The 15,534-nt window shown below is 36.5% G+C and carries 15 protein-coding genes; 8 read left to right on the top strand and 7 right to left on the bottom strand.

Annotation, left to right across the window (positions count from 1 at the left end; genetic code table 11):
• Positions 1 to 51: 51 nt before the first annotated feature.
• The 3 genes from greA (at position 52) to GA0116959_RS00415 (ending at position 2,347) form a co-directional block, all read left to right on the top strand.
• The gene (gene greA, locus GA0116959_RS00405) at positions 52 to 528 is read left to right on the top strand and encodes a transcription elongation factor GreA (protein ID WP_092717118.1); all 477 of its coding nucleotides are present in this window, start codon (positions 52 to 54) and stop codon (positions 526 to 528) included.
• A 163-nt stretch (positions 529 to 691) separates the two neighbouring features.
• Positions 692 to 1,309: a CatB-related O-acetyltransferase gene (locus GA0116959_RS00410; protein ID WP_092717121.1), complete on the top strand. Its 618-nt coding sequence runs from the start codon at positions 692 to 694 to the stop codon at positions 1,307 to 1,309.
• Positions 1,310 to 1,900: 591 nt separating this feature from the next.
• Positions 1,901 to 2,347: a universal stress protein gene (locus tag GA0116959_RS00415; protein WP_092717125.1), complete on the top strand. Its 447-nt coding sequence runs from the start codon at positions 1,901 to 1,903 to the stop codon at positions 2,345 to 2,347.
• A gap of 59 nt (positions 2,348 to 2,406) precedes the next feature.
• Here the strand turns inward: GA0116959_RS00415 and GA0116959_RS00420 are convergent, their stop codons facing one another.
• Positions 2,407 to 2,742 carry an MGMT family protein gene (locus GA0116959_RS00420; RefSeq protein WP_092717128.1) on the bottom strand — a complete coding sequence of 112 codons (336 nt, stop codon included), beginning with the start codon at positions 2,740 to 2,742 and terminating at the stop codon, positions 2,407 to 2,409.
• 106 nt (positions 2,743 to 2,848) lie between these two features.
• On the opposite strand from GA0116959_RS00420, the gene GA0116959_RS00425 reads away from it, so the two are divergent.
• Entirely contained in the window at positions 2,849 to 3,826 is a 978-nt protein-coding gene (locus tag GA0116959_RS00425; protein ID WP_092717131.1) for an alpha/beta fold hydrolase, read from the top strand.
• 80 nt (positions 3,827 to 3,906) lie between these two features.
• Here GA0116959_RS00425 and GA0116959_RS00430 read toward each other — a convergent pair whose 3' ends face one another.
• The gene (locus tag GA0116959_RS00430) at positions 3,907 to 5,406 is read right to left on the bottom strand and encodes a cation:proton antiporter (RefSeq protein ID WP_092717134.1); all 1,500 of its coding nucleotides are present in this window, start codon (positions 5,404 to 5,406) and stop codon (positions 3,907 to 3,909) included.
• A gap of 232 nt (positions 5,407 to 5,638) precedes the next feature.
• Here GA0116959_RS00430 and GA0116959_RS00435 point away from each other — a divergent pair, with 232 nt between their 5' ends.
• Positions 5,639 to 6,196, top strand: coding sequence for a hypothetical protein (locus GA0116959_RS00435; protein ID WP_092717137.1), 558 nt, complete (start codon positions 5,639 to 5,641; stop codon positions 6,194 to 6,196).
• Between the two features lie 55 nt (positions 6,197 to 6,251).
• Here GA0116959_RS00435 and ypfJ read toward each other — a convergent pair whose 3' ends face one another.
• Together ypfJ and GA0116959_RS00445 are read right to left on the bottom strand one after the other, a co-directional pair.
• Positions 6,252 to 7,157: a KPN_02809 family neutral zinc metallopeptidase gene (gene ypfJ / locus GA0116959_RS00440; protein WP_092717140.1), complete on the bottom strand. Its 906-nt coding sequence runs from the start codon at positions 7,155 to 7,157 to the stop codon at positions 6,252 to 6,254.
• Positions 7,158 to 7,200: 43 nt separating this feature from the next.
• Positions 7,201 to 8,133 carry a DUF808 domain-containing protein gene (locus GA0116959_RS00445; RefSeq protein WP_092717143.1) on the bottom strand — a complete coding sequence of 311 codons (933 nt, stop codon included), beginning with the start codon at positions 8,131 to 8,133 and terminating at the stop codon, positions 7,201 to 7,203.
• Positions 8,134 to 8,329: 196 nt separating this feature from the next.
• On the opposite strand from GA0116959_RS00445, the gene trpS reads away from it, so the two are divergent.
• A complete protein-coding gene (gene trpS, locus GA0116959_RS00450; protein ID WP_092717147.1) occupies positions 8,330 to 9,343 on the top strand; it encodes a tryptophan--tRNA ligase in 1,014 nt (337 codons plus the stop codon).
• 649 nt (positions 9,344 to 9,992) lie between these two features.
• On the opposite strand, the gene GA0116959_RS00455 is transcribed toward trpS, so the two are convergent.
• Both GA0116959_RS00455 and lysS read right to left on the bottom strand, forming a co-directional pair.
• On the bottom strand, positions 9,993 to 11,438 hold the full coding sequence (locus tag GA0116959_RS00455; RefSeq protein WP_092717519.1) for a capsule assembly Wzi family protein: 1,446 nt from the start codon (positions 11,436 to 11,438) through the stop codon (positions 9,993 to 9,995).
• A gap of 143 nt (positions 11,439 to 11,581) precedes the next feature.
• The gene (gene lysS / locus GA0116959_RS00460) at positions 11,582 to 13,108 is read right to left on the bottom strand and encodes a lysine--tRNA ligase (RefSeq protein WP_053578450.1); all 1,527 of its coding nucleotides are present in this window, start codon (positions 13,106 to 13,108) and stop codon (positions 11,582 to 11,584) included.
• Positions 13,109 to 13,706: 598 nt separating this feature from the next.
• Here lysS and GA0116959_RS00465 point away from each other — a divergent pair.
• A complete protein-coding gene (locus tag GA0116959_RS00465) occupies positions 13,707 to 14,213 on the top strand; it encodes a YqiA/YcfP family alpha/beta fold hydrolase (RefSeq protein WP_092717150.1) in 507 nt (168 codons plus the stop codon).
• A 38-nt stretch (positions 14,214 to 14,251) separates the two neighbouring features.
• Here GA0116959_RS00465 and GA0116959_RS00470 read toward each other — a convergent pair whose 3' ends face one another.
• A complete protein-coding gene (locus GA0116959_RS00470) occupies positions 14,252 to 14,794 on the bottom strand; it encodes an adenine phosphoribosyltransferase (RefSeq protein ID WP_092717153.1) in 543 nt (180 codons plus the stop codon).
• Positions 14,795 to 15,319: 525 nt separating this feature from the next.
• On the opposite strand from GA0116959_RS00470, the gene rubA reads away from it, so the two are divergent.
• Positions 15,320 to 15,484 (top strand): rubredoxin RubA, encoded by a 165-nt coding sequence (gene rubA / locus GA0116959_RS00475; RefSeq protein WP_004694381.1) that lies wholly within the window; start codon positions 15,320 to 15,322, stop codon positions 15,482 to 15,484.
• Positions 15,485 to 15,534: the final 50 nt, after the last annotated feature.

A 15,534-nucleotide genomic window follows, 5' to 3' on the forward strand; every position in this document is an offset into this window, starting at 1 on the left:
GATTTTTTTATTTAGAATCCATTCATTTTTTACTCACTTTGAGGGACAACAATGCAACGTTATCCTATGACTCCCGAAGGCAAAGTAGCCTTAGAGAAAGAATTATATCAATTAAAAAGTATTGACCGTCCACGTATTATTGCGGCAATTGCTGAAGCACGTGAACACGGGGATTTGAAGGAAAATGCGGAATATCATGCTGCTCGCGAGCAACAAGGCTTCTGTGAAGGTCGTATTCAAGATATTGAAGGCAAACTGGGTGCAGTTCAAGAAATTGATGTAAAATCACTTGAACAAAATGGCCGTGTTGTTTTTGGTGTGACCGTAACCATCGAAAATTTAGACACTGAAGAAAAGAAAACCTACAAAATTGTAGGTGACGATGAAGCAGACTTTAAGATTAATAAGATTTCTGTGAACTCTCCAATTGCACGTGGTCTTTTGGGTAAAAGCGAAGGCGATGAAGCAAAAATTACGACACCACAAGGTGAAGTAGAGTATGAAATTGTAAAAGTTGAATATCTTTAATTTTTAAAGATACATCACTTCCTAAAACCCCCATTTTTTCGGGGGTTTTTTGTTTTTAAGTTTTCTCCCTGATCCTTCGTAAAGAGAGTAAAAATTCCTCTTTCGTAAAAGATAGAGGTCTTATTTAAGTTATAATTTTCCAAACTTTCCACACTGTATTCCCATGTCTGAGCAACTGATTAATTCCCCTGTGAAACATTGGTGTGAATTTGAATTTATTTCAAAAACAGTGAAAAATCCCAATATCCATATTAAAGGGAATTATTCATATTATTCAGCTTTTTGGGATCAAGGTTTTGAGCGCTGTGTAGTGCGTTATCTGCATGACAAACCCACTACTGTTGAAAAACCAATAGATCAACTTTATATCGGCAACTTTGTCTGTTTTGGCGCAGAATGCGTCATTATGATGGGCGGCAACCAATTACATCGTACAGACTGGATTTCAGCCTTTCCGTTTGATACACGAAGTTTTGTCCCTGCTGGTGATACGGTTATTGGCGATGGTTGCTGGATTGGTAGCCGAGCCATGATTATGCAAGGAGTAAAGCTAGGTGAAGGTGCTGTGGTTGCGACAGGTGCTGTGGTGACTAAAGATGTGCCAGCCTATGCTGTTGTGGGCGGTGTTCCTGCAAAAATCATTAAACACCGCTTTCCTGAAGAAGATATAGAAAAACTGCTTGCACTTAAACTTTATGACTTAGATGAAAAACAGTTTTTAAAAATGCGTGAGCAGTTACAGACGCAGGATGTTGATTCTTTATTTGAGTTTCTTAAATAAAGCCCGATTCAATATATTATTTCAACTACTGATTAATTCAGTTCAGCGCTTTAGAGCCAGTGCAGAATAATTTTGAATTAAGTATAAAAGCTTATGCTCTCTCATTTGTTAGCTCAGCTGTTTTATCATGTTTAATAAAAACCGATAATTGATCTATTTCTAAAATAGTCCCTAGATTTACATCTCCTAATCTGGCTTTAAAATGACTATTAACTTTAATAACGATATGATCCTCAAAGTTATTTTTAGCCTAATTTCGTTAGTTTTGTTCGGTCATTTCCACTTCAGTATGAACAAGTTACTTTCAGATCATGTAAAAGTTCTTCAAGTTGATTGATGTCTTTTTTACATATGTTTTCAAACTAAAATTCTGCTTACAAATTCAATCATAAATACGTTCCAACCCACCCATCACTTTAACAATCCATGTTAAATTAAATGATAATAAAGTTTTTTATTGGAGCAAATATCTCTATGAAATCAATATTTTTTATTTAAAAACAGATTAAAATCAAATCTTTATTATATTTAGAGAATTGAGTCATCATTTTAAGTTTATCTATTCAATGAAGATTGCAAGGAGAAAGTCACATGGCTTATCAAACTATTGTAGTCCCTGTAGACGGCTCAGAAACTGCTTATGCTGCTGTTGCAAAATCAATTGAATTTGCGCAGGCATTTGGCAGTAAAATTATAGTGGTTCAAGTTTTGTCGTTAGATCCCTATATTGCAGCAGAATATATTTCTGCCCATCAAACCAATGACTTAATTGAACGTGCTCGTACGTCTATTCTAGAATCTCTCGATGCAGCAAAAGTTAAATTCAATCAATATGGCATTGAAGTCGAAACTAAAATTCTTGAAGGACAAGTCATTCATCGTGAAATTATCAAAGTCGCTGAAGAAAATCATGCAGATCTGATCATTATTGGTTCGCATGGTCGTACAGGTCTTAAGAAGTTCTTTCTCGGAAGCGTTGCACAAAGTCTCTTAGGTGAGTCTCATATTCCTGTACTGATTGTTCGTCAATCATCTTAATCGTCTCTTCCCCGCTTTTTCTAAAGTTGGGGAACTTTTACTGACTGCTGTTTGAGCTATCAATCATTTATCCATTGATATTTCTTTAAATTAATTTTATCCCCAATAACGACAATCCCTTCCGCTAGTAATTTTAAAGATTGAATATTTTCACCCTGCAGATTCACTTTGATCAGGCTAATTTTTCCTTGCGAATTAATCACACGATGCCAAGGAATTTCAGTATCAGCATCCATATTTTTTAAAACATATCCAACTAAACGAGCATGTTTGGGTAAACCTGCCAGCTTTGCAATTTGCCCGTAGGTGGCTACTTTTGCATATGGAATTAAAGCAATCACTTGTAAAATTTGACGTGCCAATTCATCAGTTTTTGTATTTAAAGGGGTGTGCATAGATTGTCCTTAAAATATCCAATTAAAAGTTTCAAGCAAATGTTTTAATTTCTCAACTCTTTTATGCTAATGACTTACTTAATATAAAAATGATGAGAAAAAATAGATGAAAAGGACTTTTTCAACCCTTTGCCTATCCGCTATGCTGCTTTGGACGGGAGTGACAGCGGTGAGTTTGAGTGTTTTACCCCGTACAAGTTTTGCAGCCCCTGCTCTCAATTTCCAAAATATCTTACAACAAGAACGCACTTGGGCAGGTTTACACACAAAAAAATTAAAGGTGCAAGATATTACTTGGACCTATAGTGAAGGTGGCTCATCAGCAAAACCTACGCTTTTACTTATTCATGGTCTATCCGGAACTCGTGATAATTGGAATCGGATGGCGCGTTATTTGACCCCCTATTATCACGTTGTTATTCCAGACTTGCCTGTACATGGTGAAACATCAGTTCCTGAAAATTTCGATTTAAGCATCCCAAACTTAACTGAAAAAATTCGTCGTTTTGTTGAAGCAGGACAGTTTGACCATCAGTTGCACATTGCTGGACACAGTATGGGAGGTGCGATTGCCATGCTTTATACAGCTCAATATCCAATCAATACGCATTCTTTACTTTTGATTGATAGTGCAGGCGTTTTTAAATCTGCCAATACCCCCTATTTAAAAGACCCAGCATTATTAAAGGATCTAGTCATATCTAAAACTGGAGATTTTGATAAATTGATACACTTGGCGACTGCATCTGCACCTTTTATTCCCAATGAAATAAAAGTCGAACAAGAAAAAATGATGATTTCACAATCAAAAAATACTCAAAAAATGGTCGATCAACTTGTGCTGATGTCTAAAACTTACACGCCTGATTCTTTTGCACTGGCAGCACGTTCAATTGATGTTCCAACATTAATCATTTGGGGGAAACAAGACAAAATTATCAATGTTGAAGTTGCCCAAGAACTCAAATCTTTATTCAAAAATGCTCAACCGCCTATTTTGTTAGAAGGCGTAGGACATATGCCGATATTAGAAGCTGAGCAATTAACGGTGCAACCCTATTTGGAATTTTTAAAAACCAAATAAAAATTTACTCTGTAGATTCTACGAATTAACTTGATGATAAAAGCCCACACCTTGGGCTTTTATCCTCTGTTTACACTGTATTAAAAATTATCCGGACTTTCCATTCGTTTTACAGCATGTACCTTTTCTGGATTATGCATCACAGCCACACCATCATCTGCTTTTTGGTCAATCAAAGCATCGGGGTTGTACACCGTAATGGTTTCATTTCCATGTGCATCTTCGCCAACAATATACTGGAAACCTTTTTTATTCATCTTATGACAAAGTCGTTGATACCAGCCTTTAAACCCATTCTTTTCTTCATGCGGATTATAATAAAAAGCATTCATCACCGCAGGCAAGCCTAAACCACAAACCAGTCCAGACATTAAAACAGCAATAAACGTATATCCAATCAGAATACTACTATATTCACTCAGCTCAGGAATATTGGCCACGGCTAAAATTAAAGCCAATGAAATACCGCCTCTCACACCACCCCAAGATAAAATAGCCAAGCTGCCGTTATAACTTTTATTTCGAAAACTGGGAAAAAATGCGAAGGATAAATAATTTGCAGCAAAGCGAGAAGCATGCAAAATCATAAAGGCCACCATACCGCCTAAAATCAGACTGATACTTAAATCTAAAATAAACAACTCTAGACCAATTAAAGTAAACAAAAATGAATTAATAATCCCTTCCACGGTATGCCAAAAATGATTTACTTCTCGAATCTCACGTTCTTGTAGAATTTCCTTCCATTTATTCCCCACCACTAAACCGCCAATAACACAAGCAATTGGTGCGGAAGCATGTGCTAATAATGCGACCAGATATGCACCGCATGCCAATAAGGCTGTGGTTAAAATCAAGGATTCCATTTCGTGTTTACCGCGAAGTAATCTTAAAATTCCGAGTCCAAAACCCCAACCGATTATGACTGCTACCACAATTTCATACAGTAAGGTTTCCAAAGTACCAATAATGGTGAAATGCTCACCTTGCAACACATTTAACAAGGTCATAAAGACGGCAATACACATTGCATCGTTAAACAAGGATTCTCCTTCAAGCTTTACAATGAGATGATGAGGCGCGCGTACCGAACTTAAAACCCCTTTTACCCCAATTGGGTCAGTTGCACCCAGTGCAGCACCCAATAAAAGCAGAACCAGTAAATCGACTTGATTTCCAATTAGAAATTGATATCCATACAAAGTTACCCCAAAAAAAACTGCACAAAGAACCAGTGCAATACTGGCTAAAATACTGATGGGCTTCCAATGACTTTTTAAATCTGAAACTTTAAACTTTAAAGCCGAAGAGGTCAGGATAAAACAAATAACCCCGTTAATTAAAAAATCATAAAAATCAATATGACGGACAGCTTCTTCAATGTTATGGATATTAATGGTAATAAACTGGTTACCACTCAGCAAGCTTGCCCCCCACTGCAAGATAAAAACGAAAATTGCTGAAACAATCGGTACACCAATCGCTTGAGGAAAACCTAAAATACGCTTATTAAAAATAGTAGTGGCAATCGAGAGAGCAAAAATAACTGTAAAAACCTGAAGAAAAAAGAAATTTCCCATTAACGTTCCAATGTATGCGCAGGATTGGAATAAAGTGAATTTATCCAAGGGGTATCGAAAATAATGAATTGATTAATATGAATGAGCTGAAACAGTTTAACCATTTTTTATTTAACCCACAAAATAGTTAAGTTTTTTTACATATTTATCGCCATCAATTAATATAGACACGTCTTAGAAGATTTAGTCTACTTAGACTCCTCCCACTCTCCGCATTAAGTTGAACTTATCTATGCATCAAACTGTTAAAACCATATTTCGACTTTTTTTTGCGGTGGTTATCTTTATTATTACCGTGGCTTTATTTGTGAGTGTTTTTTCAAAAACTCAGGAAATTTTAAACGCTGAGAAAAATTTTAAACAGGCAAAAATGCTTTCACTTAAATCAAGTTCAAGCGAACAATTGGTTTTGGTTTCAAACAATAAACGTCCCGATCAATCTATTTTCATAGTGATTGCTAATAATGGTTTTATCAGCAAAATTAATTGTGAACCTTATTTAAAAGATATCTGCACAGATGAGTACAATCAGCTGCACACTCGACAAATCAGTCAAATTGATTTGCTTAAAATAGGTCAGCATACCTATATTCAGCAATTAAATTATCAAGATAGTCGTACTCAAAAACAGCAACAATTGCATTATTCCAAAGCACACATTCAGCAGTTTTATCAAAATGATATTTCAAAATTAAAATATATTGTTTTTAGTATTTTACTTTTTGCATTTGCGGCGCTGTATGTATCAGTTAAAATTATACGAAATTTTAAAAAATTTTTAAGCCGATAGCACTTTAAATTTAGAAATAAAAAAGAGGATGCACACATCCTCTTTTTTGACCTGATTAAATTGTCTGATTAAAAGTATCACAATCATTGATCTGCCCAGATTTCAGACCTGTTTGAAACCATTGCATCCGCTGTGCACTACTGCCATGTGTAAAGCTATCGGGTACAACTTGCCCTGTTGAGCGCTTTTGTAAATAATCATCACCAATTTTATGCGCTGCATCCATCGCTTCTTCAACATCTCCAGCTTCCAAAAATTGGGTACGCTGTTGGTTATGATTGGCCCAAATGCCAGCAAAACAATCTGCCTGTAATTCCTGACGTACTGAAAGTTGGTTGCCTTGTACTTCGCTCGATTGAGCCCGTGCTTTCTGTACTTGTTCTGAAATACCTAATAATGTTTGTAGATGATGTCCAACTTCATGTGCAACGACATAAGCTTGGGCGAAATCACCCGCTTGATCTTGACGTGATAGTTCAGTCGTATTTTGCTCACCCGTAATACCCATTTGTTGACGCATATCTTTAAAAAAAGCGGTATCGATATATACCTTTTGATCTGTGGGACAGTAAAAAGGTCCCATCGCCGATTGTGCTGTACCGCAACCTGAATTCACCACACCACTAAACATCACCAGTTTAGGGGCAACGTATTGGCTATTTAGCTGCTGTTGAAAAACTTGCGTCCACGTATCTTCAGTATCTGCTAGAACTGTTCCAACAAAATCCATGGCTTCTTGCTGTTCTGGTGTAGGATTATCCAAACCTTGGGTTTCAGCTACCTGAGAATGTGAAGTCACTTGTTTGGTTGCTTGATAAGCTTGTTGCGGGTCAACGCCAAAAAATTTCCAAGCCACAAAAGCAACCACTAGGCCTAAAATACTTATTCCCCCTGCTTTAGCTCCGCCTCCACCGCGACGGTCTTCCACATTTGAACTTACACGACGTCCTTTCCAGCGCATAGTAATATTCCTTCAGCGTGTATTTATCTTATTTTATATCGTTTTATGATGCAGTCTTGTTCGATTTTGGCCAAAACTTTTTGATTATACTCACCAATAAAAAAACAAGAATACCCGCAATAAATCCCAGGACAAAATTAATTAAAGTTGGGGTCAGTGGCCCGATAATACTGCCGAAAGTGGGAATATGCTCAATATGATTGACTGAGTTTTCAGTTAAATGATGCAAAACAGGAACGGCGTGGGTAATAATACCGCCACCCACCAAGAACATCGCAATTGTACCTACGATCGTTAGCGTTTTCATTAATTTAGGTGCAAAGGCAAGTAATCCACGCCCAATGCTTTGTTTAAGTGAAGATGCCTGCTCGGTTAAATATAAACCTAAATCATCAATTTTGACAATCATGGCCACAAAACCATAAACACCTACTGTCATTAAAATGGCAATCACAGACAGCACCATGACTTTAGTACCAAAAGTCGCAGCTGCCACTGTTCCCAATGAGATCACCACAATTTCAGCGGACAAAATAAAATCGGTACGAACTGCACCTTTGATTTTATCTTTTTCGAATGTCGCTAAATCAGTTTCTATGGCATTCAATTCAGCCTCAGCAGCTTGTTCAGTTTTAGCTTTTTTATGATGTAAGCTGTGAAGAACTTTTTCGACTCCTTCATAACATAGAAATAAACCACCAATCATCAAAAGTGGATTGATTAACCATGGGGCAACCACACTGATGAGTAGGGCTAAAGGAACCAAGATTAATTTATTAATAAAGGAACCTTTGGCTACACTCCACACCACAGGTAATTCACGTTCAGCACGTACCCCACTGACTTGTTGTGCATTCAGGGCCAAATCATCTCCCAAAACCCCAGCCGTTTTCTTTGCTGCAACTTTACTCATCACAGCAACATCATCAAGTACTGTTGCAATATCATCTAATAATATTAATAAGCTGCTCGCCATTGTTTTTATCCTTAATGTTTATATTGAGTATATTAAATACAAATTTTTAAAAAAACTGTATCAACTTCATTAAATTATGGCCATTTTTTCTATATTGTATTTTTATAGTGCCTGACATAAAAAAAAATAATACCGTACAATATAGCCATTCATCAGCAGATACATGTTGTGCTAACAATTTTGGAATAAAGAGATCATGAGTAATCAAGACAATCGTCCTGTTATTTTGACTGGCGACCGCCCGACGGGACAACTCCACTTAGGTCATTTTGTAGGTTCTTTGCGTTCTCGCGTAGGATTACAAGATTCTCATCACCAACATCTGCTGCTTGCTGATGCTCAAGCTTTAACTGACAATGCTGATAACTTCGAAAAGGTTCGTCGTAATATTCTTGAAGTTGCAACCGATTATTTGGCTGTCGGGATTGATCCAACTAAAACCACTATTTGTGTTCAGTCATGCTTGCCTGCTCTGAATGAACTGACCATGTTATACCTCAATTTCGTGACCGTTTCACGTTTAGAACGTAATCCGACGATTAAAGCAGAAATTCAGCTCCGTGGATTCGAACGTGATATTCCTGCAGGCTTCTTATGCTATCCAGTTGCACAAGCGGCTGACATCACTGCCTTTAAAGCATCAGTCGTTCCTGTCGGTGATGATCAAATTCCGATGATTGAACAGACCAATGAAATTGTACGTCGCTTAAATCGACAAATTGGTCATGATGTTTTACCAGAGTGTAAAGTTCTACTTTCAAATATGAGTCGTCTACCTGGTTTTGATGGCAAAGCCAAAATGTCAAAATCTTTGGGTAATACTATTGTGCTTGATGCATCTGACAAAGATATCAAAAAAGCAGTCAATGCCATGTATACCGACCCGAATCATTTAAGAATTGAAGATCCAGGTCAAGTTGAAGGCAACATTGTATTTACTTATTTAGATGCTTTTGATTCAAATAAAGCAGAAGTTGAAGAATTAAAGGCACATTATCGTCGCGGCGGTTTAGGTGATGGAACCGTAAAAAAACGTCTTGAGGGTGTGCTTAAAGAATTGATTACACCTATTCGTGAGCGTCGTATGGAGCTTGCAAAAGACCCAGACTACATTATGGATATTTTGAAAGATGGCACAGATAAATGTCGTATCATTACTCAAAATACTTTAGATGAAATTAAAGAAGGGTTAGGTGTTTTCCGCTTCTAATTCATTATTTTAAAAGCACTCTTATGAGTAAAAAACCAGTCTTTTTTTAATTGACTGGTTTTTTAAAATTTATAATCTTATTGAATATAAAATTAGACTTATTACATACTTTAAATTTTATCTACCAAATAATTTTCATACATGCAGTTGATATTTAATTATCCAATTGAATATCACGCCAATAAACAATTCTCAGTATTCGAGTTAAAAGGATAAGCCCCTCAATCTTCTTAAATCAACAAGGCGCTAGGATTCAATCATAAAGACCCATCATCCATTCAGATTACTTTAATCTAGAAAAATTTTACTCTATAAATAAGCGCCATGGATCACACTCACCTAAAGTGATTAACTTTAATTAACACAACTTAACTCAAAGCATCATGAAATGACTGATCATTCATTTTATGATGCTTTCATTGTTTAAGACTCTAAAGAGTTTTGACATTCTCCTTAACCGAAACTGTGTAAACAGATTCGTTGTTCTACGCAATGATCACCCCAATCATTGCGTTTTTTTTGTTTTCAAATTTAAGAAGAAATATTGGTAGATGTATTTTTATTCGACAGTATTTACCTTATTTTAAAATATAAAATAAAAAAAGTCCTACTTCAGTAGGACTTTTTAAAACCAAAATGACTGACTAAATTAATAACTAAAAAGTGTTTTATCTAAAGGAAATTCTATTCCAATCGAAGCACCACCATCATTTCCATTGATATCTGAATCACTAAACCAACCATTAATTTTTAATGGAATTTCAGGTTTTAAATAATGTGACCACGTTAAATCTAAAGCTTTAATTTCGTCTTTTTCTGGAAATGCCCGATTGGTTAAACGTTCAGATTGATTTACTTTTGCAAAAAGTACTCGTCCACTTAATCGGTTCATAGGGTCAAAACGAATGTCTCCGCCCACTGAAATCATTTCACCATCTCCACCCATTGCATGTGCAAGTGGGTAACCATGCTGATAATAACCATCTGTATATACACTATGATTATAAGAAATACCGCGCACATCACCATTGGTTCGTGTATCAGCCCATTCGGTATAAAGTTGATAAGGCATATTGTTGAAGTGAGATGAATAATCTACTCCAGCAAGGTACATTTTTTTAGAAGGCAAACCGCCTGCTTCATCTTCACCGACATATTGACCGTACATACTCATCGGGACAGAAAATAAAGGCTGTAAATTTAAGCGTCCGTCAAAACCTGCAATTTGGTTCGAAGGATCAGGTTCTCCTGTTCCCCCATTATCTTTATTACCGACAAAAGCATCCCAAAGTGAACTTAGACTTTCAGGTCGTCCTTCACCACCCCATTGTATGGCACGTGAAGCACCTAATTCTAAATAGGGTAAAGGTTGTGCTGTTAAACGTAATCCCACCAATTTTGCATCGGGTATCGCTTTATAATCATCTAGTTGCCCACCAAAAGCTTGATATTGCCAAGGTCCAATCCATGATAACCATTTTGTGTCAAATGCGGACTGTTCTGCACGCTGTAGAGTAACACCATACACAGGACGACTGGCATCACCACGAATCAAACTACCATCATGCCCAGGGCCCCAATACGTCGGAATTTGGCCTGCGATAACCCATTGATTCCATAATTTCCCAGCAAGGTACGAGCCTTCAACGTTTACATCTTGACCATTATCAATCTGTGGGTCTTTCTCTGCATTGACACGAATTTTAGCATCCCAATTTTCATTACCCGCATTGAATTCTAATGCAGCCTGATATTGGGCTTTCTGTTTATCACCAAATGCTTGTGGAATACTTTTTGAATCAGACTCAGCAAATAAACCGGCCTTAAACATATTGTTATCTGCATTTAATGCCGCTTGTACAGAATTAATCACTTTTTGCTGAGTATTATTAGAAACTTGTGCAGACTTTAGCGAGCGTTGAATTTCATCACCGCTCATCGGCCAAGTTGAAGTACTAATTTGAATCACACCTTGTTGATTCAACCAATTTAGATCTGTTCTTAAATTTTGATCATTTAAAACCAGTCCTTGAGCAAATAATGCTGAAGATGCACTCGTTAACATCGCGACCAATAGTGTTTTTTTAACAAACATTTTCATTACATTCTGAAAGCTTAATTATACAAACACCTTATTTTCTTTGAGCATTTTTTGCAATGATTCAAGTTTAGTATTGTTGTAATTATCTATAAAAAAACCCGCATTTAAGCGGGTTTTTTATCATTTTGTGACTAAGGTTAGTTTTTATGACGCATATGTGGAAATAAAATAACATCACGAATGCTAGCTGCATCAGCAAACAACATAACTAAACGATCAATACCAATCCCTTGACCCGCAGTTGGAGGAAGACCATATTCTAGTGCTTCAATGAAGTCAGCATCGTAATGCATTGCTTCATCATCACCCGCATCCTTTTCTTCCACTTGTGCTTGGAAACGTTCTGCTTGATCAATCGGGTCATTTAATTCTGAGAAGCCATTGGCCAATTCACGCCCCCCAATAAAGAATTCGAAACGATCCGTAATATGCGCATTCGTATCATTACGGCGTGCCAATGGCGAAGTTTCTGCTGGATATTCAGTAATGAAGGTTGGTTGACGCAGCTTTGTTTCCACCGTTTCTTCAAACACAATCGTTTGCAGACGCCCTAAACCAAAACCAGGTTTAACTTTTTCTTTTAATTCTTCTTGAATAAATTTCGCTAAGAATTCACGATCAGCTACATTTTCTGGTGTAAGGTTCGGATTATGTTCAAGAATAGCATCGAACATTGAGATTTTCTTAAATGGCCCTTTGAAGCTAAAGACTTCACCTTGATATGGCACATCGGTTGAACCCAAAATATCTAACGCCAATTTTTCTAGCATATTTTCTGTCAATTCCATCAAGTCTTTATAATCTGCATAAGCTTGATAGAATTCAATCATGGTGAATTCTGGATTATGACGTGTTGAAACTCCCTCGTTACGGAAGTTACGATTAATTTCAAATACACGCTCAAAACCACCCACTACTAAACGTTTTAAGTAAAGCTCAGGGGCAATACGCAAAAATAGTGGCATATCTAGTGCGTTGTGATGTGTTTCAAATGGTCGTGCAGAGGCGCCACCTGGAATTACATGCATCATGGGCGTTTCAACTTCCATGAAACGTTCATTCGCTAAATAAGCACGCATGCCTGCAACGACTTGAGCACGAATTTCAAATGTTTTGCGTGTGTCGTCATTGACCATCAAGTCTAAATAACGTTTACGATACTTCATTTCTGTATCGTTTAAACCATGGAATTTGTCTGGAAGTGGACGCAGCGACTTGGTTAATAGTTCAAAGTGTTCGATATGTACATACAAATCGCCTTTGCCAGAACGCCCGATATAACCTTCGACAGCAATAATATCACCGAGGTCTAAACCTTTAATACTCTCAAGTACTTCTGGTGCTAATTCTTTACGCGCGACATATAATTGAATGCGACCTGTCATATCTTGAATGACAATGAACGAGCCACGGTTCAACATGACACGACCAGCCACTTTTACATAAACTTTTTCGCCTGCTTCAATGTTTTCTTTAGACTGTTCAGCAAATTGGTCTTGTAAATCTTGCGCATAATGTTCACGCTTAAATGTATTTGGCCAAGGGCTGATTCCCTTTTCCTTTGCCTGTTCTTCTATCTGCTTTAACTTGGCATGACGCTGTGCAATTAAATCGTTTTCGGAAATAGGTTGTTCAGAAGTCGATTGAGCGTTATGTTGCGTCATCTCTGCCTCAAATATAGTAAAAAACGGAAGTTACATAGCATAGCAGATGTAGTCAAAATTTCGTATGAAATATTGCCTCTCCAAAGAATTGATTTATCTAAAATATGATTTTTAAAATTAATCTCATCAGATTTTTTTAATCTGCAGCATAAGAGTTCTTATCAATTGATTTAGTTTTCAACCCAGAATTTGACCCATTCAAACTTCTTTTGAGCTCATTGGTCCATCAAATCTTTATTCTTCAAAATTTCTAAAAGAATGTTGAGTGTCATATTGTGACCCCACTCTTTCATTAAAGCCTTTACTGAGCATTCTTCTCTCGTTCCTCATGTTAAGGATATTTTTTATTGTGGGCTATGTCTATGTATAAGAAAAGAGCAACAAAATTTTTACTCTATAAAGGTTTTATTTCATTCGCCTAATGGAGAATAACTAGCATACATTTTGTTATTTTCAGCTTTCAATACTCAGCATTAGACCAAAATCTAACTTCTTTATTCAGTAGAGTTGCCTACAATCATCGAAGTGAAATAGTTGAAAAAGAAACTATTTCAGTCTTTTTATTTCGGTGTATAAAAATAGTGTGAATCCTACAACAATGAATGCATGCACTTCAAAAATATTATTTTTACATGGACTCGATTCTAATCGTGAATCGACAAAATTCCATGCCATTGATGCCAATCAAAAATTTTGCATTGAGATAGATTATCGTAATTTAAATTTTCAAACCGTTGCCAATTTTTATCGTGACATTATTGCTAAAATTCAACCTGAAATTTTAGTTGGTCATAGTCTAGGTGCATATTGGGCTTTAAAAATGTCAGTGTTACACAAAATTCCTGCGATTATTGCCAACCCAAGTTTAAGTCCAAATTTTCGTGAAGACTATCCACCGATTGATGAAGATGATTTGGAACACGAAGTGGCACAGATTGCCTACTTGGAATTAGGCGATGAAATCTTAGATATGTATGCAGTACGGGGGAAACTCGAACCTTATATGTTGGTTCAAGCCTATGAAGGTGGGCATCATCGCTTGGCCAGTCCTGAAAATTTAAATAGTTTGATTCAACACATGCAGATTCATTTTTTAAATAAATAAAACCTTGCGTCAAGCAAGGTTTTATTTATTTAATCGACTTAAGCCACGTCTTGTTTGGGCTGAGATTTATCATCTAGAACTGACCAAATTTTCAAACCTAAATCTGTATGTAAATCGGGTAAATCAAGGAAAATACTGGCGCCTAAAATTTCATGCTGACACTTATTTACCAATTGCTGCACTGCTTTTAGCGTACCGCCTGTTGCCAACACATCATCAACGATAATGATCTTTTGAGGACGCACCTCAGCAGACATTTCTAAACGATCCATTCCATATTCTAGACTGTAACCCACACCTACCACTGGTGGCGGCAATTTTCCAGCTTTACGAACCAGTAATAAACCTTTATTTAAACGTTGTGCCAATAAACTGGCCAGTACAAAACCACGTGCCTCAACAGCAACAAAACTTTCAACTGCATCCAGTTGTTCAACGGGAATACTCGCAATTAAAGCCTCGGTTAATAACTCAATATTTTCCATGAAAAGAGGCGTCAAATCAAAGAAGCAAATTCCAGGTTTAGGAAAATCGTGAACAAGACGAATGTGAGACCACAAAACTGTAGACATAGGCATCATAAGGGAGAGAAATATCAAAAAACAATATGTGAATTTTACCGTTTTATCACGTAAATGACCAGTGAACTACTCTTAACTTCGAAGCACACAACAAAAATAATCCTTATAAATATTTGATTTAAAATATGAATAATAAATTTAAACGCAACTTAATTTAACCTGCATAGATTAAAAAATAAATAAATCACCTCTTTGTATGCTTTAGTGACAATCACATACAAGTCAAACTATAAAACTGCACTCTTCATAAAGTTTTAAAATACTTTTTAGGTATGTCAATCTATTCAACTTCCTGAAGATTGTTAGACATAAAATCATTTTTCGCATTTTTATGACACAATTTGTCCTGCTCAGCCATTCCGATTTTAAATTCCCACCCTAAAATCCGATATTTACTTTACATTAATGCTAGAACTGCGTAAGAATTCGCTTGAATATGTACATCAAAGTCATATCAATAGAGTCAAGCTGTATATGAAATTTTTACTGGCTTCATTTTAAAAAGTCAGTGCTATGGAGAGTCAAATGAAAAAGTATCAATGCATCGTTTGTGGATGGATTTATGACGAAGCTGAAGGTTGGCCACAAGATGGTATTGTTGCAGGTACAAAATGGGATGATATTCCAGATGACTGGACTTGCCCAGATTGCGGTGTATCAAAAATTGATTTTGAAATGGTTGAAATCTAATGATTAAGACAAAAGACCAGAGTGAATGGTCTTTTGTATATCTGATAAAA

This window comes from Acinetobacter albensis, assembly GCF_900095025.1.
Taxonomy (GTDB): Bacteria; Pseudomonadota; Gammaproteobacteria; order Pseudomonadales; family Moraxellaceae; genus Acinetobacter; species Acinetobacter albensis.

Excerpts from the sequence above, each read along its gene's own strand:
- greA (WP_092717118.1), top strand. The coding sequence starts at position 52 with ATGCAACGTTATCCTATGACTCCCGAAGGCAAAGTAGCCTTAGAGAAA.
- GA0116959_RS00410 (WP_092717121.1), top strand. The coding sequence starts at position 692 with ATGTCTGAGCAACTGATTAATTCCCCTGTGAAACATTGGTGTGAATTT.
- GA0116959_RS00415 (WP_092717125.1), top strand. The coding sequence starts at position 1,901 with ATGGCTTATCAAACTATTGTAGTCCCTGTAGACGGCTCAGAAACTGCT.
- GA0116959_RS00420 (WP_092717128.1), bottom strand. The coding sequence starts at position 2,742 with ATGCACACCCCTTTAAATACAAAAACTGATGAATTGGCACGTCAAATT.
- GA0116959_RS00425 (WP_092717131.1), top strand. The coding sequence starts at position 2,849 with ATGAAAAGGACTTTTTCAACCCTTTGCCTATCCGCTATGCTGCTTTGG.
- GA0116959_RS00430 (WP_092717134.1), bottom strand. The coding sequence starts at position 5,406 with ATGGGAAATTTCTTTTTTCTTCAGGTTTTTACAGTTATTTTTGCTCTC.
- GA0116959_RS00435 (WP_092717137.1), top strand. The coding sequence starts at position 5,639 with ATGCATCAAACTGTTAAAACCATATTTCGACTTTTTTTTGCGGTGGTT.
- ypfJ (WP_092717140.1), bottom strand. The coding sequence starts at position 7,157 with ATGCGCTGGAAAGGACGTCGTGTAAGTTCAAATGTGGAAGACCGTCGC.
- GA0116959_RS00445 (WP_092717143.1), bottom strand. The coding sequence starts at position 8,133 with ATGGCGAGCAGCTTATTAATATTATTAGATGATATTGCAACAGTACTT.
- trpS (WP_092717147.1), top strand. The coding sequence starts at position 8,330 with ATGAGTAATCAAGACAATCGTCCTGTTATTTTGACTGGCGACCGCCCG.
- GA0116959_RS00455 (WP_092717519.1), bottom strand. The coding sequence starts at position 11,438 with ATGTTTGTTAAAAAAACACTATTGGTCGCGATGTTAACGAGTGCATCT.
- lysS (WP_053578450.1), bottom strand. The coding sequence starts at position 13,108 with ATGACGCAACATAACGCTCAATCGACTTCTGAACAACCTATTTCCGAA.
- GA0116959_RS00465 (WP_092717150.1), top strand. The coding sequence starts at position 13,707 with ATGAATGCATGCACTTCAAAAATATTATTTTTACATGGACTCGATTCT.
- GA0116959_RS00470 (WP_092717153.1), bottom strand. The coding sequence starts at position 14,794 with ATGATGCCTATGTCTACAGTTTTGTGGTCTCACATTCGTCTTGTTCAC.
- rubA (WP_004694381.1), top strand. The coding sequence starts at position 15,320 with ATGAAAAAGTATCAATGCATCGTTTGTGGATGGATTTATGACGAAGCT.